General features: G+C 29.9%; 22 protein-coding genes, 1 pseudogene and 1 other annotated feature. Of the genes and pseudogenes, 3 read left to right on the top strand and 20 right to left on the bottom strand.

All coding sequences use genetic code 11. The annotated features are described in order from the left end of the window. Window positions 1-55: 55 nt before the first annotated feature. Window positions 56-325, top strand: coding sequence for a late competence development ComFB family protein (locus JL105_RS00715; RefSeq protein WP_132027865.1), 270 nt, complete (start codon window positions 56-58; stop codon window positions 323-325). Between the two features lie 16 nt (window positions 326-341). Here the strand turns inward: JL105_RS00715 and JL105_RS00710 are convergent, their stop codons facing one another. The 11 genes and pseudogenes from JL105_RS00710 to JL105_RS00665 form a co-directional block, all read right to left on the bottom strand. After that, window positions 342-710 (bottom strand): ArsR/SmtB family transcription factor, encoded by a 369-nt coding sequence (locus JL105_RS00710; protein ID WP_273542366.1) that lies wholly within the window; start codon window positions 708-710, stop codon window positions 342-344. A gap of 33 nt (window positions 711-743) precedes the next feature. Next, window positions 744-1841 carry a hypothetical protein gene (locus JL105_RS00705; protein ID WP_132027863.1) on the bottom strand — a complete coding sequence of 366 codons (1098 nt, stop codon included), beginning with the start codon at window positions 1839-1841 and terminating at the stop codon, window positions 744-746. Between the two features lie 27 nt (window positions 1842-1868). After that, the gene (gene rsmA, locus JL105_RS00700; RefSeq protein WP_132027930.1) at window positions 1869-2735 is read right to left on the bottom strand and encodes a 16S rRNA (adenine(1518)-N(6)/adenine(1519)-N(6))-dimethyltransferase RsmA; all 867 of its coding nucleotides are present in this window, start codon (window positions 2733-2735) and stop codon (window positions 1869-1871) included. Further along, window positions 2728-3270, bottom strand: coding sequence for a ribonuclease M5 (gene rnmV / locus JL105_RS00695; RefSeq protein ID WP_132027861.1), 543 nt, complete (start codon window positions 3268-3270; stop codon window positions 2728-2730). The genes rsmA and rnmV overlap by 8 nt, the downstream gene beginning before the upstream one ends. An 11-nt stretch (window positions 3271-3281) precedes the next feature. Then, entirely contained in the window at window positions 3282-4049 is a 768-nt protein-coding gene (locus tag JL105_RS00690; RefSeq protein WP_132027859.1) for a TatD family hydrolase, read from the bottom strand. An 11-nt stretch (window positions 4050-4060) separates the two neighbouring features. Next, window positions 4061-5980 (bottom strand): methionine--tRNA ligase, encoded by a 1920-nt coding sequence (gene metG / locus JL105_RS00685; RefSeq protein ID WP_132027857.1) that lies wholly within the window; start codon window positions 5978-5980, stop codon window positions 4061-4063. 51 nt (window positions 5981-6031) lie between these two features. Then, window positions 6032-6271 (bottom strand) — a binding site (T-box leader). A 122-nt stretch (window positions 6272-6393) separates the two neighbouring features. Continuing rightward, a complete protein-coding gene (locus JL105_RS11740; RefSeq protein ID WP_237722323.1) occupies window positions 6394-7317 on the bottom strand; it encodes an ABC transporter ATP-binding protein in 924 nt (307 codons plus the stop codon). Between the two features lie 174 nt (window positions 7318-7491). Beyond that, window positions 7492-8394: pseudogene (locus JL105_RS11735) on the bottom strand (ABC transporter ATP-binding protein); the annotation flags it as partial. A gap of 12 nt (window positions 8395-8406) precedes the next feature. Beyond that, entirely contained in the window at window positions 8407-9525 is a 1119-nt protein-coding gene (locus JL105_RS00675; protein ID WP_132027853.1) for an ABC transporter permease, read from the bottom strand. Beyond that, a complete protein-coding gene (locus JL105_RS00670) occupies window positions 9522-10472 on the bottom strand; it encodes an ABC transporter permease (protein WP_132027851.1) in 951 nt (316 codons plus the stop codon). The genes JL105_RS00675 and JL105_RS00670 overlap by 4 nt, the downstream gene beginning before the upstream one ends. 97 nt (window positions 10473-10569) lie before the next feature. Then, window positions 10570-12354, bottom strand: coding sequence for a peptide ABC transporter substrate-binding protein (locus tag JL105_RS00665; RefSeq protein WP_202690541.1), 1785 nt, complete (start codon window positions 12352-12354; stop codon window positions 10570-10572). A 931-nt stretch (window positions 12355-13285) separates the two neighbouring features. Here JL105_RS00665 and JL105_RS00660 point away from each other — a divergent pair. Next, window positions 13286-14326, top strand: a complete 1041-nt coding sequence (locus tag JL105_RS00660; protein ID WP_132027847.1) for a 3D domain-containing protein — start codon at window positions 13286-13288, stop codon at window positions 14324-14326. A gap of 56 nt (window positions 14327-14382) precedes the next feature. On the opposite strand, the gene JL105_RS00655 is transcribed toward JL105_RS00660, so the two are convergent. The 4 genes from JL105_RS00655 to JL105_RS00640 form a co-directional block, all read right to left on the bottom strand. Next, window positions 14383-14910 (bottom strand): spore maturation protein, encoded by a 528-nt coding sequence (locus tag JL105_RS00655; protein ID WP_132027845.1) that lies wholly within the window; start codon window positions 14908-14910, stop codon window positions 14383-14385. Next, complete coding sequence (locus JL105_RS00650) at window positions 14911-15486, bottom strand: nucleoside recognition domain-containing protein (RefSeq protein ID WP_132027843.1); 576 nt, start codon at window positions 15484-15486, stop codon at window positions 14911-14913. It lies immediately after the preceding gene. A 116-nt stretch (window positions 15487-15602) separates the two neighbouring features. After that, on the bottom strand, window positions 15603-17441 hold the full coding sequence (locus JL105_RS00645; RefSeq protein WP_132027841.1) for an ATP-binding protein: 1839 nt from the start codon (window positions 17439-17441) through the stop codon (window positions 15603-15605). A gap of 11 nt (window positions 17442-17452) precedes the next feature. Further along, window positions 17453-18454, bottom strand: coding sequence for a DNA double-strand break repair nuclease NurA (locus JL105_RS00640; RefSeq protein ID WP_237722322.1), 1002 nt, complete (start codon window positions 18452-18454; stop codon window positions 17453-17455). A 109-nt stretch (window positions 18455-18563) separates the two neighbouring features. Between JL105_RS00640 and JL105_RS00635 the strand changes: the two genes are divergently transcribed. After that, the gene (locus tag JL105_RS00635; RefSeq protein ID WP_132027837.1) at window positions 18564-18809 is read left to right on the top strand and encodes an AbrB/MazE/SpoVT family DNA-binding domain-containing protein; all 246 of its coding nucleotides are present in this window, start codon (window positions 18564-18566) and stop codon (window positions 18807-18809) included. A gap of 26 nt (window positions 18810-18835) precedes the next feature. Here the strand turns inward: JL105_RS00635 and rsmI are convergent, their stop codons facing one another. The 5 genes from rsmI to JL105_RS00610 all read right to left on the bottom strand — a co-directional run bounded on the left by rsmI (window position 18836) and on the right by JL105_RS00610 (window position 22193). Then, complete coding sequence (gene rsmI, locus JL105_RS00630) at window positions 18836-19666, bottom strand: 16S rRNA (cytidine(1402)-2'-O)-methyltransferase (RefSeq protein WP_132027835.1); 831 nt, start codon at window positions 19664-19666, stop codon at window positions 18836-18838. Between the two features lie 84 nt (window positions 19667-19750). Continuing rightward, window positions 19751-19921: a DUF362 domain-containing protein gene (locus JL105_RS00625; RefSeq protein WP_132027833.1), complete on the bottom strand. Its 171-nt coding sequence runs from the start codon at window positions 19919-19921 to the stop codon at window positions 19751-19753. A 94-nt stretch (window positions 19922-20015) separates the two neighbouring features. After that, window positions 20016-20909 carry a PSP1 domain-containing protein gene (locus tag JL105_RS00620; protein ID WP_132027831.1) on the bottom strand — a complete coding sequence of 298 codons (894 nt, stop codon included), beginning with the start codon at window positions 20907-20909 and terminating at the stop codon, window positions 20016-20018. 4 nt (window positions 20910-20913) lie between these two features. Continuing rightward, a complete protein-coding gene (gene holB / locus JL105_RS00615; RefSeq protein ID WP_132027829.1) occupies window positions 20914-21891 on the bottom strand; it encodes a DNA polymerase III subunit delta' in 978 nt (325 codons plus the stop codon). Window positions 21892-21908: 17 nt separating this feature from the next. Further along, on the bottom strand, window positions 21909-22193 hold the full coding sequence (locus JL105_RS00610) for a cyclic-di-AMP receptor (protein ID WP_132027827.1): 285 nt from the start codon (window positions 22191-22193) through the stop codon (window positions 21909-21911). Window positions 22194-22200: the final 7 nt, after the last annotated feature.

The raw sequence follows: 22200 nt of genomic DNA, 5'->3' as shown, positions 1-22200 counted from the left end.
TGGGTAATTATTCCTATTTATCGCATTATACTTTTTCTAGAAAGTGGTGGTTAACTTGCAAAATTACATGGAAATACTAGTAAATGAAGTTTTTAATGAAGTGAAAGAAAAATATAATATATGCAGCAATAAGAATTGTGAAAATGATATTAAAGCAACTGCATTAAATAATCTTCCTCCTGCTTATTTTTTATCTTCCGCAAGTGAAGGAGAGAAAAAAGCCTTTTTACTAGACAGGCAAAGAAAAATTACAGTATTAACTAAAATTACTGAAGCTGTAGATATAGTATGCAGTAAATGTGAACATAAGAAAAAAAGGGGATAAGTATCCCTTTTTAATATTAGTCATGTCTTACGTGATCCATACCCTGTTTGAATAGTTGCAATACATGATCATCATCTAAAGAATATATTACCATTTTACCTTCTTTTTTAAATTTTACAAGTCTTAAATTTCTCAATAGTCTTAAATGATGAGATATAGCTGATTGAGTCATGTCCAATAGATTAGCAATATCACATACACATAAAGGTTGCTTTGATAATACATATATTATTTTTAATCTTGTAGGATCTGCTAATGCTTTAAATGTCTGGGCTAAACGATTAATAGTTTCTTCATCATACATACTTTCTTTTATATTCTTAAGGGTAGATTCATCTGTTGCACTTACTTCACAAATTTCCTTTTCTTCCATATTATTATTCAATTTGTTTTAATTACCTCCTCCATTTTAAAAATATTAATAAGCAGGAATCATAGGATTTAGAGGATATATTACCTCACCAGTCATAGGGTCTATGTATAGTACCCAGTATCCTATTTCATCTGTTGCTTCATACCATGTATTAAAACCTGTAATTCCTTTAAAAGGATGCTCTTCTTTGATAAATTTACCTGGTATACCATACATATAATATTTAACTTCCTCTCCCTCTTTGTACATACCAAATAGATAATGCCCATATTCCCTGATTAAATTAAAGCAAGTTGTAGAATTGTTCAAAAATTGATACTTATAATTAGTATTCATCAAATAATTAAAGTAAGGTAAAAACCCTTTGCAAGAATTAGTACCATCATCATCTATACGCCACCAACTATATCCATAAAGATTTAATTTTAAAGGCTGCACATAAGGAAAAAATCTAAGAATACTTAAAATATAATTAGTCATTTGATTTTTATGATTTAATCTGTGTATATATTCTAAAGATTTATAGTCTTTCGCTTCATCTTGTATATTTATTTTTTCATGCCGTTCTTCATATTCAATTGATTTATTGTCTATAAGTACTTGGCTATTTAGTTCACATTCAGTTTCTTCAGTATCTGTTATATCATCTTCAAAATTTTTTTCTTCCAAGTTTTTTTCTATATATTGTGTTTGATGTATTTTATCTATATTTTCTTTTTGTACACTTTGTTCCTGCTGAATAATAGTTTTTATATATCTATCTATAGTTCCATTATCTTCATCAATATATCCGGCTAGTAATATATGTATACCCTTTCTTATAAGAATAGCATCTATTTCATCTATTGAAAAGCCTTTTAATTCTAAATTTCTTAAATTTAACTCAATATTTGTACTAGTTTTACCTCTTTCATCAGTAATTATCCTACCTATAGGGTATTCTCTCACTTCCCCTTTTTCATCTTTCAATAGATATACATTATAATCTTCATTTTGCTGACAGTTTTCTGTGTATATGTTTAACATTCCTTTTGCTCCTCTTGCTTCAATTTTAGCATAACCTTTTGGTTCTAATCCTAATATATTTGTATAATTATTTTTCAATATGATATATTTTCTAATATATGTATAATTTCTAGACATAAAAATCCTCCTTTATAATCTTTTATACTAATATATGTTTAAAGGAGGCAATGTTTGACTAATCTTTATGAAATCCTCAATTTTTAAGTTTTCTGCTCTTATATTTGTAGAAATATTTAAGCTCTCAAGTACTTCCCTTATAGTTTCCTTCTCAACACCTAACCCAGATGATAATGCATTTAATATAGTCTTTCGCCTCTTACCAAAGGCAGACCTTACCACCTTAAAGAACACTTTTCTATCAACCTTTGGAAGCTCTTCTTTCATATTTAATTTGATCACTACTGAATCTACCTTGGGCTGAGGCATAAATACAGTTTTAGGTACATCCATTTTTATTTCTGGGTAGGTATAAAAACTAACAAATACAGAAAGAGAACCATACTGTTTACTGCCAGGTGAAGCTATCATTCTTTCTCCTACCTCTTTTTGAACCATAACTACTATAGAATGAATATTTAAATCCTCTTCTAATAATTTTGCTATTATGGGGGTGGTAACATAATAAGGGAGATTAGCTACCACCTTTATAGGCCCTCCGTCCATATGCTCGTCTATAATTTTTGTGATATCCATATTTAATATATCCCCATGGATAATTTCTACATTGTCATGAGCTTGTAGAGTTTCTTCCAATATGGGAAGTAGCTTTTCATCTATTTCTACTGCTACCACCTTTTTAGCATTAAGAGCTAATTCTTCTGTTAAAGTACCAATGCCTGGCCCTATTTCCAATACACAATCTTTATCTGTTATATTTGCTATCTGAGATATTTTTCTTACTATATTTCCATCAATTAAAAAATTTTGCCCTAAACTTTTAGAAAATTTAAATCCATATTTGTCTAATATCTCTTTTACATATTTAGGTGAATACAATCTTCTATTATTCATGTTCATCTATCCTCTCAAAAGCTTTTATAAACTCTTCTTTAGTTATTCCAAAATTGTTTAGCCTATTTAATAGTTGTTTAGAATTACAATATCCTATGCCTAGTATATCTCCTAACTGTTCTCTTTTTTTACGAGAATTAAAACTACCAACTAATCCTAAGTTTACCAAGTCCTCTTTAACAAATTCCTGCCTTTTTTCTATAATTATTGGTCTAGCTTTTTTAATGGCTTCTATTATGTCTTCTTTAGTGGCATTTTCTACTCCCACATCCCCTTTTTTAAAAGCTTTACCTCTAGGTAAGAAAGCATGTTTACAATTTTTTAGTTCTTTGCTTATGCTTCTTCTAATCTTTTCACCAGCATAATCTGGATCTGTAAATATAATTACTCCTCTATTTTCTGCTGCTAATTTTAATTTATCTATGAAATTTTTACTAAAGCCAAATCCCCCTGTTGCAACTACCTCAGCTTCAACTGCACTTTTTACAGCTTGTATATCGTCCTTTCCCTCTACCACTATTATTTCCTTTATCAATGGACCACCACCTAGCCTATTTTAAATAATTTCTTTGTATTTTCTGCTGTTTTTGTAGCCACTTCCTCAAAGGAAATTCCCCTTAGTTCTGCTATTGTACCAGCTACATACCTTACATATAGAGGTTCATTTCTCTTTCCCCTATGGGGTTCTGGGGTTAAATAAGGAGAATCTGTTTCTATAAGAAGTCTATCCATAGGAACAGTTTTAGCTACTTCTTTTACTATTCTAGCATTTTTAAAGGTTACTGGTCCAGCTATTGATATATAAAATCCTAATTTTATATACTCCATAGCCATCTCCACACTACCGGAATAACAATGAAGTACTCCTTCAATACTACCATCTTGGGCTGATTTAAGTATATCAAAGGTATCTCCTGCAGCATCTCTTGAATGGATGATAACTGGTAAATTTACCTCTTTTGCTAAATTTAGCTGTTCTATAAATTTTTGCTTTTGAATATCTCTAGGGGAGTTGTCATAATAATAATCTAGACCAATTTCCCCTATGGCTACTACTTTTTCCCTATCTGTAAAGGATTTTAAAATATCTATGGTAGATTCATCCATTTCCTTAGCTGAGTGAGGATGAATCCCCACTGCAGCGTATATATTATCATATTGTTCTGATAGGGATACAGATTTTATACTAGATTGTAAATCTGCTCCAGGATTTATTACTAAATCTATATCCCCGTCTTTTAATGTTTTAATAACCTCTTCTCTATCTTTATCAAACCTTGGATCATCTAAATGTGCATGACTATCTATTAACATTTTCTCACTCCTTAAGATATTATAGCTCCTGATTCTATATCTTCCAATGTGGATACTAAAGTAAGTTTTCCATCCTTTTCTGCTGCTAGTATCATTCCATTAGATTCCTCTCCTCTTAATTTAATTGGTTTTAGATTAGTAACTACAACTACTTTTTTACCTACTAATTCTTCTGGAGTATAGTACTCTTTTATGCCTGATACTACTTGCCTAGTTTCATCTCCTATTTTTAGTTTTAATATAAGAAGTTTGTCTGCTTCAGGATGGTCTTTCACTTCTATAATCTCTGCTACTTTTAATTTAATCTTGTCAAAATCATCTATAGTAATATACTCTTCTGCCATTTTCTTTTTACTCCTTTCCTCAATTAATTTTTGATTTGCTTTTTCAAGTCTTTTTAATTCTTTATCTATCTCCAGCCTTGGGAATAACACTTTACCTCTTTTTACTTTAGTACCTGGTTCTATTTTACCCCAAATTGCTGACTCTTCCCAACAAATATCTTCTTTTTGTCCAATTTGCTTTAATATTTCCCTTGAAGTTCTCTCCATAAAAGGATTTATAAGTGTAGCTATAATTCTAATGCTTTCAGTTAAATTATATAATACAGTGTTAAGTCTTTCTTTTTCCTCTTCTTTTGCTAGTATCCAAGGAGTAGTTTCATCTATATATTTATTGGTTCTTCTAATTAATTTCCAAATTTCCTCTAGAGCTTGACTATAATTCAACTTATCCATATTATTTTCAACTTTTGATTTTACACTAGTAGCTAAATCTATTAAAGATTTATCTACCTTCTCCTCTTTTGTTGGCTCTGGAAGAATACCTTCAGTATATTTTTCTACCATTGTAGTAGTACGGCTCACTAAATTGCCTAAATCATTGGCTAAATCAGAGTTAATTCTCTGTAAAAATTTCTCTTTAGAAAAAGAACCATCTTGCCCAAAGGAAAATTCTCTTAAAAGAAAATACCTAAATGCATCTATTCCATATAATTCTATTAATGGTTCAGGGTATATTACATTTCCTTTAGATTTAGACATCTTATCATCTTCAAACAGTATCCAACCATGCCCAAATACCTTTTTTGGAAGTTCCATGTCCAGTGCCATTAATACTGCAGGCCATATTATTGCATGAAATCTAACTATTTCCTTCCCTACTAGATGGACATCTGCTGACCAATATTTTTTAAATTTTTCATCTTTTTCTGTTCCATAACCTAACGCTGTAATATAGCAAAGAAGAGCATCTATCCATACATATACTACATGCTTAGGATCAAAAGGTACTTTTATACCCCAATCAAAACTAGTTCTTGATACACAAAGATCCTCTAATTCTTCCTTTAAAAAATTATTTAACATCTCATTTTTTCTAGATTCAGGCTGCAAAAATTCAGGATTTTCTTCATATAACTGTATTATTTTATCTCTATATTTGGAAAGTTTAAAGAAATAAGCTTCTTCTTTGGTCAAATAAACTTCTCTACCACAATCTGGGCATTTCCCATCTATTAATTGAGACTCAGACCAAAAAGATTCGCAAGGAGTACAGTACAATCCTTCATAAGTTGATTTATATATATCTCCTTGTTTATATAGTTTTTCAAATATCTTTTGTACTGCTTTTTCATGTTCTTTATCAGTAGTTCTTATGAATTTATCATAATCTACTTCTAGCATTGCCCAAAGCTTTTTTATATCCTCTACTATTCCATCTACATACTCTTTAGGCTCCATATTATTTTCTTTTGCCTTTTGTTGAATTTTTTGTCCATGTTCATCAGAACCTGTAACTAAATATACATCATAACCTTGTGCTTTTTTAAATTTCTTCAATGTATCTGCAGCTACTGTAGTATAGGTATGCCCTATATGAAGATTATCACTTGGATAGTATATAGGTGTAGTTATATAAAATTTTTTCATGTTCTCCCTCCTAATATATTTTGTTTATCAAAAAAGCCTTCATCTCTATACTCTAGAGACGAAGGCATATTCTCGTGTTACCACTCTAATTTGTTTAAACTTCACAGTTTAAACCTCTATAGGTTACTAACATAACCTTGCATATGATAACGGATGCTACCGCTAAAGCCTACTTATATTCAGCTACAGAGTTTAGGGACCATATTCAAATTAGCCTTCGACACTGGTTTTCAGCTACCCCAGCTCTCTATGGTCTAAGACCAATTTTACTCTTCCCTTCATTACCTTTATTTTATATTATCTTATTTATCTACATAATATACAATAATTTCTTACTTTTGTCAAGAAAATTTAACATAATAAGCTTTATTGTTTTATTTATGTAGAGTTTATATCTATTTCATGTTTAAATTTTATAAGTTCTTTTTATATTCTTCAACTTCAGATGGTGAAGCATATATAAAATGACCTTCTTTTATTTCAACCATTTCTGGCTTTTCTTTGCTATAGTCATGCATCGACGGATCATAATGAATATGTTGTCTAGTTCTCTCATAATCTGGATCTGGTACAGGAATAGCCGATAATAATGATTTAGTATAAGGATGTAATGGATTATTATATAATTCATCTGAATCAGCTATTTCTACTAATTTACCATAGTACATAACCCCTATTCTATCTGAAAAATATTTTACAACCGAGAGGTCATGAGCTATAAATAATAAAGTAAGATCTAATTCATTCTTTAAATCATTTAACAAATTAAGTACTTGAGCTTGAATGGAAACATCTAATGCTGATACTGGCTCATCTGCTATTATTAGTTCTGGATTTACTATTAATGCTCTAGCAACTCCTATACGTTGTCTTTGCCCTCCTGAAAATTCATGAGGGTATCGATTAGCATGTTCTTTTCTTAGACCAACAATTTCTAGCATATCGTAAACTCTTTGCATCAATTCTTCTTCAGTACTACATAATTTATTTATTCTCAAACCTTCACCTATTATTTCTTTTACTGTCATTCTAGGATTTAATGATGCAATAGGATCTTGGAATATCATTTGAATACTTCTAGTTATTTCTTTTCTATCCTCTTTAGTTAAGTTACCTGAAATTAATTTACCTTTAAAATATACTTCACCATCAGTAGGTTCATATATTCTAATAATAGATCTTCCTGTTGTAGTTTTCCCACATCCAGACTCTCCAACTAATCCAAACGTTTCACCTTTATATATATCAAAACTAATATCATCGACTGCTTTTACTACTAGCTTTTTCTTTCCAAAGCCTGAAGTAAAATATTGCTTCAAATTTTTCACTTCTAATATTGGTCTTTCATCTTCTGTATAATTTCTTCTTTGTCTTGCTGTTTCTCCTTCTTTATCTAATATTTTACTTCTAAAATATTCAAAATCAATGGTTGGTGCTTCTTCATGCAGTAACCATGTAGCTGCATAATGTGTGTCTGACACTTTAAACATAGGTGGCTCTTCTTCTAAATCTATTCTCATAGCAAATTTATTCCTTGGTGCAAATGCATCTCCTTTTGGTGGATAAAGTAAATTTGGTGGAGCACCAGGTATCGCATATAATCTAGCATTCGGATCTGTTTCTAAATCTGGAATTGCACAAAGTAATGACATTGTATATGGATGTCTTGGATCCTTAAAAATTTCATCTACAGTCCCATACTCTACAATTTTCCCAGCATACATCACCGCAACTCGATCTGCCACATTTGCTACTACTCCTAAATCATGAGTGATAAATATTACAGATAAATTTCGATCTTTTTGAATCTGTTTTATTAATTCAAGAATTTTTGCTTGTACTGTTACATCAAGAGCAGTAGTAGGCTCATCACATATAAGTATTTCAGGATTACAGGCAAGAGCAATTGCAATTATAATCCTTTGCCTCATCCCTCCTGAAAACTGAAAAGGATATTGATTATATCTTCTTTCAACTTGATCAATTCCTACTGCTTCCATAAGTTTCAAGGCTCTCTCTTTAGCTTCTTTTTTAGGAACATTTTGTTTTAAAACTAAGGTTTCTGTAATTTGCTTTCCTATTTTCATTACTGGATTTAAAAATGATAATGGATCTTGAAATATCATTGAAATTTGTGAACCTCTAATGTCTGACATTTCATGGTCAGTTAATTCTAATAAATCCATTTCATTATATAAAACTTTTCCTCTCTCAATTGTTGCATTTTTTTCTAATAATCCCATTATGGTTTTTGCTGTAACAGATTTACCGGAACCAGATTCTCCAACTATAGCTAAAGTTTCTCCTCTTTTTAAATCAAAACTAATACCTCTGACAGCATGTAATTTCCCTTCATAAGTATTAAAGGTTACATATAAATCATCAACTTCTAATACTGTATCTTCTTTTTTCATGGTACAGCCCTCCTATTCTTGTCCTCTTAAGGTTGGATCAAATGCATCTCTTAAACCGTTTCCCAGTAAGTTAAATGAAATCATAAGTATAGAAATAGTAAGTGCAGGAAATAAGGTCAAGTGAGGATATTCCAACAATACTTGCTGCCCCTCAGCTAACAATACTCCTATAGATGGTTCTGGTGCTTGAATTCCTAAACCTACATATGCTAAGAAAGATTCTGAAAATATAGCTCCTGGTATTGCAAGAGCACTCATAGTAATGATAATCCCAATAGCATTTGGCAATATATGTCTAAAAATAAGTGTTCTGTCTGAAGCTCCTAAAGTTCTAGCGGCTAACACATATTCCATTTCTCTATATTTAAAAAATTGAGCTCTTATCATTCTACTCATGCCTATCCAACCAGTGAGACATAATGCAAGGGCAATAGGTACTATACCAGGTCCATAATATATTACAAATAATATTACAATAACCATTAAAGGAATACCGCCTAATATTTCTGATATTCTCTGCAATACTAAATCCACAACTCCTCCATAATAACCTGATACAGCTCCATATATAACACCTATAATTATATTTATTGACATTGATAAAACAGCTATAATTAAAGATATTCTAGTACCTCTCCATAATCTTGTCCACTGATCTCTTCCTAAAGAATCAGTTCCAAACCAAAAATATTTATCTTTAACTCCTCTATGCTTATACATATCAACTTTTATAGTTGCCATATCTGTATTTCCAACTCTGTATTCTTTTTCAATTTCTATTAAAGAATCTTTATATTTTTCTTCAATACTAGTTTTTCTCACATTTATTTTTTTAGTGCCATCAAATATACCTAATTTTTCAAGCCCTGGAATTCTAGCAGGCATTAAAGCAAGTTTTAAGTTTTGTTGCTTAAAATCATACTCATTCATCATAGGACCTATAATAGACATTACTATGATAATTGATATAATGATGAATGATACTACAGATGCTTTATTCTTCCTAAATCTAATCATTGCATCTTGGAAGAAACCAATAGCTTCACCTTCAAATTCTTCATCTATTATAGTTTCTTCTATTTGTATAAATTCAAATTTATTTTCACTTTTTACTCCATTTTCGGTTTTCATTCTTTTCTACCTCCTACACGAATACGAGGATCTATTATTCCATAAGATAAGTCCACAATTAAAATTGTTAATAATCCTAATAAAGAATACCAAAATAATACCCCTTGAGCTACAGGATAATCCTTAGCATTAATTGCTTCTATCATAACACTCCCCATTCCTGGTATACTAAATATTTTTTCGATTACCAGTGAACCTCCTAAAATACCTGTAAACATGGGAATTATAATATTAGCCAATGGAATAAAAGAATTTCTCATAGAATGGCGTATTGTAGCTTGAGTTTGAGTTAATCCCTTAGCTTTAGCTAAAATCATATAATCAGAATTTAATGCTTCTCCAAGCTCAGAACGAGTATATCTTGCTATACCAGCAATAGAACCAAAGGATAAAGCTAATATAGGTAAAAATATTGATACAAATTTATTCCATGTTAAAGCCTTCTCTACACTTGAAACTATTGGGAACCATCCAAGTTTGAATGCTAAAAAGTACTGTAATAAAGAGGCAAATACAAAAGATGGTACAGATATAAATAATATTATTAGTATAGATATAACATGGTCGGGTATTTTGTTTTTATTTAAAGCAGCAGCAATACCCAATATAAGCCCAACAGGTATACTTAATATTAATGAAAAAATATTTACTTGCACAGAAAATGGTATTTTAGTTGCTAATATCTTATTTACGTTTACTTTTGGCTGCAACGCTATAGATACTCCAAAATCAAGTTTTAAAAAATCCTTTAAAAAATATTTATATTGAACTATCATAGGATCATTTAAATGATATTTATCTTCAATAGCTTCTTTGACATCTTTTGGCATAAGTGGATCGTCAATAAAACTTCCTGGCATTGCATGAAGCACAAAAAATGAAACAGAAACAATTAAAAAGAGCGTTATAGCCATCAAAATAAGTCTTTGTATGGTATATCTAAGCATATTGTTTTTGCTCCTTTCTATATTAATGATAATGTTTTAATACAACTCAGCAAGAAATCTTGCTGAGTTGTAAATTTATTTTATCAATTATTATTATTTATTCTAATGGATCAAAATGAGATTGTAATACACCAAACCCTACTCCTGGTATCCATTTTCCTTCGGTAATTAAATGAACTCTATCTGCATACATAACAGCAGATACTGGCTCATACATTGGTACAAAAGGTACAACATCAAGTAACATTTTTTCCATTTCTGCTAGTGCTTCCAATCTTTCTTGTTCTTTAAATATTAAGTCACCTTTGACTGTTCTTTCATACAACTTATCAAACTCTTCACTTTTAAATTGATCTATCTTGCTAGTAAATCCACTAGTATAAACTTCCATACTGGACCAAGGATTAAATATTCCTCCTGCCCATCCTCCAAAACCAAGATCATACTTTCCACTTTCCATATTGTCATATGCATTGTTCCATGGTACTGCTCTTAATTGTATATCAATTCTATCAGGACCAAATGCATTTTCATAATCCTGTTCTAACAATTCAGCTACTCTCTTCATTTGTTCACTATTATCAAAATACTGAACTTCAACTTCCATTTTCTTTCCATAAGCTTCATATGCCTTATCAAAATACTCTTTAGCTAAGTCTAAATCATAACCATCATTTTCTGGTAATACACTCTTTGCAACATCTGTTTCACGATAAGTTAGTCCTTTTGATGGAACAGCTACCTTAGCACTAGAAACTACATATGGAGCAGGTATTGCGGTTTTGAAAATATCTTCTGCTATGGTCTTTCTGTCCATTGCATAAAATAATGCTTTTCTAAAGTTTACATCTTGTAAAAATGGCTTTTCTTCAGAAGTCATATTTATAAACATAGACCAAACAGTGGTTGATTTTGCAAATACTAATCTTGGATCTTCTGCATATTTATCATAGTTTGGACCAGATAGCCTAGTTACATCTATATCTCCATTTTCAAATAATTGAACATTTGTATTTTCGTCTTCTACAACTCTTGATTCTATTCTGTCTACTGTATATACATCTTTTATTGGTGAATACTCATTTTTTACATAAACTTTAATCTGGTCTCTAACCCATTCTTCAAGTTTATATACTCCACAAGATGGAGTAGTTTCTTTAGATGTCCCATAATCTGTTTCTGTCCTTTCTTCATTCATCCCTGCTTCGTATATTTTTTCCTGTACTGGTGAACTAGCACCTCCACCTGTAAATGCTAAATATAAATCCATTTCTGGTACTGGAAATTCAAGAGTAATTTCAAGAGTATAATCATCTAATGCTTTTATACCTACATCTTCCCACTCACATTCCCCATCCCAGTATTTCTTTGCATTTACTACAACTATATCTGAATCGAATACTTGAGGACCTCTTGAATTTTTAAGTTTGGGATCCAGGAGCATTTTGTATGAATATTCATAGTCTCTTGCATTAAGGGGTGAACCATCTTCCCATTTAAGATCTTCTTTTAATTTAAAAGTCCATACTGTCCCTTCTTCATTTTTTGTAGGTAAATCAACAGCATGATTAGGAATTAATTTGTAATTATCAATATCCTTGTCATAGATCATGTCTAATAAGTTACCAAAAATGTATGACATAGTATCAGCTTCCGCACTTGTTTTGTAAATGTGAGGATTTAATGTTGCTGTCTTGCCACCAGTTCTTCTAAATACCACTGGCCCTTGATCTTCTGCTACCTCTTCATCATCCTTCTTACTATCGTCTACATCTACGTCCTGTTTGCCATCAGTTTCATTATCTTTCTTTCCACAACTGACTACAAAAGAACATGTTAGCACTAAAACTAACAATAGCAATAAAAACCTTTTCTTTTTCACTATTAATACCTCCTAATTTTATTAATATCTTTTTTTAAATGATATTGAAGGCTTAAGACTTTTTTGAAAAAACACTAGTATATTAGCATATTTATTGATTAATTTTATTATATTTAGAAATATTAGAATAAAAATGAATACATTTTATAACGCTTTTATTTTATGTAAAATTTTTTAAATATATATAAAGTCTAAAGCACAACAATAATCATTCATTTTATTGTTAAAGCAAAGATAAAAATTTTATTTATCTTGCTATAACTTCAAAACTACATGATTAATTATTAATCTTTTGAATGATAGTCCTAATCTTTATATTCTGACAATTTTTTTAACAAAAATATTAACTATTATTCCAAATACGGTATAATCTACACATTATACTTATACAAAATATAGAAATTCATATGCTTCGTCCGAGTTAATACAATATTACTATATACAATATTACTATATATGATTGTCCAAGTCAAGATATAAGTTGAAATTTTAGCTTTAAAGAGTAACTTTTTTTATAATTTTTGTTTTACCTAGTATTTAATTTATATTACATTATAACGTAGAATATTTTAAAATATTATTTCTATATTCAATTTTTCTATAAAATTTTTAAATTCAATCGTAATTATTAAAAAATAGTTTTACAATAACCAAAATACTAAAGTATTACAAAAATTTAATATTTTAATTGTCTTTATAGCTTTGCATGGTATTTCCCATTATATACCATTGACTGTGATATTGAATTTCCTTTATCTTAGCAAACATTTTAAATTGTTATGAATATATTAAAAAGTATAGGTAATAATAAAATTTAAATAAAAATTTATCCTATTTATTACATTTTGGTTCCATAATTTTACAAAAAATTTGACAGAAAAAAATTTTTTCATTAGAATACTATACAGTCAAAAAAGTAGGAGGGAAAATAATGGAAGAATTTTCAAACAAAAAGGCTAACCACTTTAAACTTTTGACTGTCCTCGCTGTAGCAACAACTTTATCTTTAGGAGCATATGTTAGTAGTGCCAAAGATATTACTCTTTCTATTGATGATGAGAAGAGAGAAATAACCACCTATGCTAATACGGTGGAAGATTTCCTTAAATCGGAGGAAATCACCCTTGACAAAGCTGCATATATAAATGTTCCTTTAGATACAAAATTAGAAAATAATATGCATATTATTATAAAAACACCAAAACCTTATTTATTAACCATGGGTGACAATGAAAACCGTTTTGAGGTAGTATCAATTCACACAAAGGTAAAAGATATATTAGATGATTTGGGCATAGAATTAGGGAAACTAGATTATACAGAACCTGGTTTAGATGAAGAAGTAAATATAGGTGAAGAAATCAAAATATATAGAGTAAGAGAAATTATTGAAGAAATTGATGAGGTAATTCCTCATGAAAGTATTACTGAAAAATCCAATGAATTAGATGCTGGCACTACAAAAGTAACTCAAAAAGGTCAAGATGGTTTAAAAAAGATTATTATTAAAAAAGTATTAGAAAACAATAAACTTATTTCAGAAGAAGTAATAGATGAAAAAATAGTAAAAAAACCTATACCTAAAATTATTAAAAAAGGTACAAAAAAAGTAGCAAAATCTTCACAAGTAAATAGGGGAAATATGAGATATAAAAAAGTACTCACCATGGTAGCTACTGCTTATAGTAATTCCTATGAAAGTACTGGTAAAAATCCAGGAGATAAGTATTATGGCATCACAGCTTCTGGTACCAAAGCTAGAGTAGGAACTATAGCAGTTGACCCAAGAGTAATACCCTTAGGTACTAGGTTATATGTGGAAAGCCTTGATGGTAGTAAAGATTATGGTTTCTGTATTGCAGAGGACACTGGTGGAACTATTAAAGGCAACAGAATTGACTTGTTCTTTAATAATTTAAAAGAAGCTAAAAAATTTGGTAGAAAAAAAGTAAAAGTCTATATATTAGATTAAGGTAATTACATTTATTAACAAAATTAGGGCGACATATGTCGCCCTAAGTACATATGTTATATTATATAAATTGCGGAACATATAAATGTGGTTAAAAATATAGATATTATATAAGATATTAGTGCAGCTTTTAGAGTGTAACTATAATCTTCTATTCCTACAGAGCCAAAATAAAGCGTTATTGTGTAAAATATAGTCTCAGATGAACCCATCATTATAGAAGCTAAATTACCTATAAAGGAATCAGGACCATAATTAGCTATAATATCCTTTACTACTCCTAACGCACCACTACCAGATATAGGACGAATTAATGTTAAAGGTAATATTTCTTTTGGTAGCCCTAATAGATTAGTTATAGGGCTTAATAAATGTGTAAATATATCTAGGACTGTAGAACCTCTAAATATGCCCACTGCTACAAAAATAGCTATTAGATATGGCATTATACTTATGGAGGTTTTTAAACCTTCCTTTGCCCCTTCTATGAAGGCAGAGTATATATCTACTCCTTTTATATATCCATGAACTATTATTATAATAATTATAGCTGGAACTATAGATATAGAAATAATGTTTAACATTTAATTTCTCCTTTCAAACATTTTACCTATTATTATAGCTATTAAAGTAGATAAACTTGTGGCTAATATAGTAGGTCCTATTATGAATGAAGGATTTGAAGAACCATAATCCTGTCTAATCTTTATGATAGTTAAGGGCACTAATTGCAAAGAAGACATGTTAATTATTAAAAACATAGCCATAGCACTGGTAGCTTTTTTCTTATTATAGTTTAAATTGTTTAATTCTTTCATGGCTTTTAATCCAAAAGCAGTAGCACCATTTCCTATGCCAAACATATTGGCTATAAAATTCATAAGTATCCAATTTTCTGCTGGATGACTCTTTGGTATATCAGGAAATATTATTCTCATTATGGGTCTAAAAATATTACACATACTCTTTATTAGCCCAGAACGCTGAGCAATATTCATAATACCTAACCAAAAAGACATGATCCCAATAAGGCTTATAGCAAATGTAACCCCTTCTTGAGCTTCCTTAAATATTATATTATTTATTTCCTCTAAATTTCCTGTTAAAGCTCCATATATCATCCCAATAAATATCATAAAAAACCATATAGTATTTAGCATAAAAAAACCCCTCTCTTAAAAATATATGAAAAGGGATTTAATAATATTTGTATTATTTTATAGATAAATTTTTTAATATAACTATCTTTTTTGGTGCCAGGCACCAAAAAAGATAGTTATTCTTTATATATGTTGAAAAAAGGTGTCTTTTCTTTCTTAAGTATTCCTTTATCCACCATATCTTCTAATTTTTCTTCAAAAACATCTATGTTGTAGGTAATTCCTGTGTCGTTTTCTATCTCTTTTATTACATTTATGAAGTCATCTCCACTAATGGGTAGTTTATCTTTTATTATTTTTATAAATTTGTCATCTTTTTCTTTAAATTTATTTTTTAATTCATCAAAAGGATTTTCTGTATGAGGACTAGTAGTATATGCTGCTCTAATCCTTGCAAAAATAGTTCTTCCCATTAAGGCTTCTGATATAAATACATCTCCTGTCCTCAAATAAGGTAATCTCCTAGCTTCTTCTATTGTTATATCTGTCTCTTCTTGTATGGTTTGGATATCTGATGCTCTTACAGTTCTAAATATAAATTTAGTATTCAATTGAGCCGTTATGGTTTCATCTAATAAAGTAGGTCTTTGAGTTGCAAGTATTAAAAATGTACCATACTTTCTTCCTTCTTGTGATATTTCCTTTAATATAGATTTAGATGGAGAATCATATCCTTTTGGAGCAAAGTTGTGGGCTTCATCTGTTACTACAATAAATGGAGGAAAGTATTCAGCAGTTGTTTTTTTATACAATGCATCTTTGTAATCTCTCCGTTTATGATATAAATTATTTAAAAGATATGTGCTAAATACCTGTAAAATTCGAGTATTCCCTTGAATTACTATGAGTTTACCCATATGTAAACCTTCTTCAATTTCTCTAATATCCTTACTAAATATTCCCTCATTATTTAATCTACTAAGCCTCCATATTATTCCTCTTACTGAGTTATATGGGCAAGTTTTATCATAAGTTAAAAATAGTTCTTTTCTCTTCTGCCAACCTTCTCTCTCTAGATTGCTTTCAGCCTCTTCTATTCTTAATTTGATTCTATCTAATGAGCCTTCTTCTTGAGCTTCTACTAACATCTTTAGTCTATTATAAAAGCTATTGTAAGAATCATTTTTCTTAAATAATATATCTACTACATTATTCATAGCGTCTGTTAGAGGGCTAGAGGCATCTAATAAGTTTTTTAAATCTTGAGCTGTTAAATCTTCAAAACGCACCCCTACATGAAATCCTACTTGTAAACATTTAAATTTATCTGTATAGTCTACTTTTTTATTTTCAGGAATATATGATCCTTTTTGGCTAAAATCCATCTCAAAATGAGGGTCTAATACTATTGTAGGAATATTTAATTTCATCAGTTCTTCTAATATTACCCTAAGTCCAAAGGATTTCCCTGAACCTGAGCCTCCAAATACTCCAATATGAGGGTATTGATGCATAGACCTTATGTTGTATATATAAGGTATATCCTCTTGTTCTTTTAATTTCCCATCTTCAAAAGTGTATAATAAATCTTTAAATTTTTCATCCATATCCTTAGCCATTTGATCTGTATTTTTTATAACTCCTAGCACTAATCCCTCATCAGCAGAAGAATTTATCATTATGTTTTTAACTTCATCAAAAGTTGGTATTCTTACATCGCAGCCTGTTTCTACTGGATATAATGCTTCGTTTAGTAAACGAATCTTCCCTATGTATATGGTATCTTCTTCAATATTGTAACCTAAAGCTTTTAAAGATTCTATGACAGAGCCATCTGCTAATTCTCCATGAAGACTTAATGGAATATATTTATTGTAAGTTTTTGCCTCTACTATTTCCCCTATTAAATCTCCTTGATAAGGATCAGATATTATCAAAAATTCATTTATTCTAAAGTTTCTATCTTTAGATCCTACGTAAACTTCTTGTTGTGTAGTAATTCCTACAACTTTCATTAAAATCCCTCCTATAGTGTTCTCTTATCTCTTTCAGATATAAAAAGCATCTCCAATATTTGTCTATCTAAATAAGACTCCATAAGTCCTCTTACCATATCATCGGTTATTTTCACCTCACTATCCACTATATCAATCCATAGTGGAACTCCTCTACTATCCTCTGGAGTTAAAGTTAATACCAATCTTGCCATTTCCTCTAAATGTTTCTTTTGACTATCTAATATATCCATACCTATAACAGTTGGAGCCTTGGAACTTCGCATAAATAATGAAGAAAAACCTTCTTTAGTTTTTTTTGTAACCTCTCCATGAATAGTTATCATCTCTCCATATTCTAATATGCCATATAAAAGTTCCCTGTCATAAAAACATTCATCTATATTTAAATCCTCATCTTCTTTAAGTAGATCTCCTATAATGGAAGTTTTAATGTCTTTTATCACTCCTACTAATATTATTCCCCTTCTTTCACATTCCTTTCTCAATTCAATCCAATGACTGAAGGATTCTATATCATATCTAATAAGGGAACCATCCATCATAACTGCATAAGGATTTAATTGTCTAATACCTTCTAAAGCTGCTTCTATTTCTATGGTAGATAATTTTCTATTTCTTATGGATTCTTCTTGCTCTCTAGAATCTTCCATTAGATTTTCTATTCTCTCATCATACAAAGGGGTATAGAAATCTGCTTTATATATAGGTCTATCTTTGTACAAAGTAGATTTTGCCAAACCTTGATATATCTCCACAAAATGAGGATAAGCTCCTCCTATTCTATTTCTAGAACCATCAACCCCTAATATGCCTCCTTTTTGATAATAATACATTAATTCCTCTCTGCTAAGTTTATCTACCTTTTGTATATATCCTACATTTTCCTCTATAAAATCTCTGATAAATGTCTCATCTAAGGACAATACTTTCCCATATTTTTCTGATAATATGCTATTTAGTTCTAATATCTTCTCCTTTAAATTATTATTAATAGAATACAATTTTTCCACCTCCAAAAATTTACTGCTTTTCTATTGACTTTATTTGGTATTTATGGTATTCTTTTAATTGTAGAATAAAGTCGATTTTTTTACATTAGTTTTAAGGGGGGAATTTTTTATGAAATCAACTGGAATAGTAAGAAAAGTAGATGAATTAGGTAGAGTTGTTATACCTATAGAGCTTAGAAGAAATTTAAATATTGATGTTAAAGATGCATTGGAAATATTTGTAGATGGAGAACATATTATACTTAAGAAATATGCTCCTGCATGTATTTTCTGTGGTCAAGCTAAAGATGTAGTCAGCTTTAAAGGTAAAAATATCTGCCCAGCTTGTCTGGAAGAATTAAAGGAACAACTTTAATGCCCGTCTTTTGGCGGGTATTTTTATTACATATCTATACTCTCTTTGTATACTAAGTTTTTAGATATCCCCCTAATATCTGCTACTTTTTTTACTGCATCCCTTTTGGAAGACCCTTCTTCCATATACAATTTTATGTGTTCCTTTATACTTATGTCTTTATAAAGATCTTCCTCCTGTATTTGTGCTCCTTCTATTATTAATACAAACTCTCCTCTAGGCTTTTCTTCTTCAAATTTTTGTATAGCTTGTAATACATTCCCCCTAAATACTTCTTCATGTATTTTAGTCAACTCTCTCCCTATTGCTAAATTCCTATTACCTAAAATATCTTTAATATCCTTTAAAAGAGCTAGTATTCTATGAGGAGCTTCGTATAAAATTATAGTCCTTTCTTCTTCTTTTAATTTTTTTAATTCTTTTCTTCTCTCTTTTTTCTTTGAAGAGAGAAAACCTTCAAATACAAATTTATCTGTGGAGAACCCTGATAACACCAATCCAGTTATAAGTGCACTAGCACCAGGAAGTGCTACTATATTCACTTGATTTTTTATTGCTAAACGAATTATATCCTCTCCTGGATCAGAAATTCCCGGCATACCTGCATCAGTTACTAATGCAATATTTACTCCTTTTTTTAATTTTTCTATAAGTATTTTACCTTTTTCTATTTTATTGTGTTCATGATAAGAGGTTAAGGGCTTTTTTATATTATAATAATTTAATAGCTTAAGAGTATGTCTAGTATCTTCTGCTGCTATTAAGTCCACTTCTTTTAATACTCTTAAAGTTCTAAGAGTTATATCTTCTAAATTACCGATGGGAGTTGGGCAAATATAAAGAATTCCTTTACTCATTTTGATTCTCCTTTGCCATTTGATATATTTACAAATTTATAAAAAAGACCCTAATTAAGGGTCTTCTATAAATACTTAACTGAATTACTCTGGTTGAGGTGCATCAACTGGACATACATCTGCACAAGAACCACAGTCAATACATTTATCTGGATCTATAACGTATTTGTCATCTCCTGCAGATATAGCTTCAACTGGGCATTCAGCTTCACAAGCGCCACATGCAATACATGCATCGGTTATTTTATATGCCAAAATTTTCACCCCCTAGGAATAGCTTGTCCTTTACACCTTATTATTTTATCAAAAAGTACTAAATAATAAAAGGGTAATTTTATAAAAAGATTATTTATTCACAATCTTTTTCATCACCTTCTAATACATCTACTTCATTTAATACTTCTGGATTATTTTGATACTCTGGATCTATTTCATCAGTTATTTCAATATCAGATAATTTATAACAAAATATATCTTCTGTATCATCTTCTAGCTTTACCTTTACTTTTACCATCTCCAATAAAGTATGAGTTTCTACTATTATACCTTTCCCTTTAGGAGTTATGGCTATAGCCCCTATAGGGGGAAGCTTCTCTAATAATTTTTCGTACATTTCATTTTCATATTTTAAGCAACACATAAGTCTACCACAAAGACCAGATATTTTTGAAGGGTTTAGTGATAAACTTTGATCTTTTGCCATCTTTATAGAAACTGGATCAAATTCCCCTAAAAAAGTGGAACAGCAAGTTAATCTTCCACAAGGTCCTAATCCTCCTATCATTTTTGCTTCATCTCTTACACCTATTTGTCTTAATTCTATTCTAGTTTTAAATATTGCTGCTAAATCCTTTACTAACTCTCTAAAATCCACTCTTCCATCAGCCGTAAAATAGAATATTACCTTATTGTTATCAAAAGTATATTCCACATCTATAAGTCTCATATCTAAACCGTGTTCTGCTATCTTTTTCTCACATATATGAAAAGCGTCTACTGCTTTTTGCTTATTCCGTTCATGAATTTCATGATCTTCTTTTGATGCCACCCTAATAACCTTTTTTAGAGGAGGGACTATCTCCTCCTCTGATACCTCCTTAGGACCTACTACTACATACCCAAATTCTACTCCTCTGGCTGTTTCCACTATTACTGAGTTCCCTTCCGCTATATCCATTCCATCAGGATCAAAATAATATATTTTACCTGCTTTTTTAAATCTTACACCTACTACTGTTGTCATAAAATTATACCTCCTGCATATTTAAAAGCATGGTTTCTATGGCTAATTGATAATTTACATGTCTATTGATGTTTTCTTTTGTTTCTATGACTGTATATATTATATCATTAATTTTCTCTTCCTTTAAGAAGGATTGCTTGGATAAAAGACTAATTTTATCCTGATTAATTAGAAGCTCTGAGGAACCCACTTTTTTATATAGTATCAAGTCCCTAAACCAATATAATAAAATATCCAATATGTCTTCATAATCATCCTTATGAATGTTAAAAAAATCTATAGAAGTGAATATATTAAATTTATCCCCTCTAACAATATGGTCAACAATATCTAAAGTTTCATCTCGCAATTTAAAAAAATCTAAAGATTCGGAATAGGTTATAGCTTTTCCTAAAGAACCATTAGTAAAATGTGCAATAAAATTAGCTTCTTCTTTAGTTTTTTTATATTTAGATATTAATAATTTTTCTATTTTATTTTTATTTATAGGATAAAAATTTATTATCTGGCATCGAGATAGTATAGTAGGAATAATATTATTACTATTGGAAGTAATCAATATTATGTTTATATAATGAGGGGGCTCTTCTAAAGTCTTTAACAGAGAATTTTGAGTGTCCATCCTCATAGTATCACTATCATCTATTATAATTATTTTTCTATTACTTTCTAGAGGAGCAATATTTATTTTACTCAATAATCTATCAATTTTTTTCTTTTCTATTATACCATTTTCTGGCTCTATCAATATAAAATCTGGATGATTAAAATTATCAAATTTTAAGCAAGAATTACACATATTACAAGGCTCAATTCCCCTTGATTTACAGAGAAGAGTCTTAGCAAAGGACAGAGCAACCTTTTTTTTGCCTATAGACTCTTCCCCTTCAAATAAATAACTATGAAATATTTGTCCTTTTTCTATAGCTTTTTTTAAATTGTCTATTGTATCTTCATGACCTATTATATCATTAAAATCCATCAAAATATCCTCCACAATTATAACTTCTTAAAATCTTCCATATTCAATACAAATATATTGGCACCACCTACATTTATTTCTTTATGACCTTTCATCACCTTTTTATTTTTACATTCTTTTTCTATAATATCTATAATTTCGTCTACTTCATCATCTTTTACGCCTATTAAAAGAGTGGTATTGCCTGATTTCAAAAATCCTCCTGTTGAAGATAATTTAGTAGCTCTATATTTGTTATCCATCAATGCTTTAACCACTTTGTTTGAAAATTCATCTTGAATCACAGCGATAATAAGTTTCATATTTATT

Source organism: Keratinibaculum paraultunense (assembly GCF_016767175.1).
GTDB classification, from domain to species: Bacteria; Bacillota; Clostridia; order Tissierellales; family Tepidimicrobiaceae; genus Keratinibaculum; species Keratinibaculum paraultunense.
The sequence above is the reverse complement of the archived record's forward strand: the minus strand, read 5'-3'. Positions and strand labels throughout refer to the sequence as shown.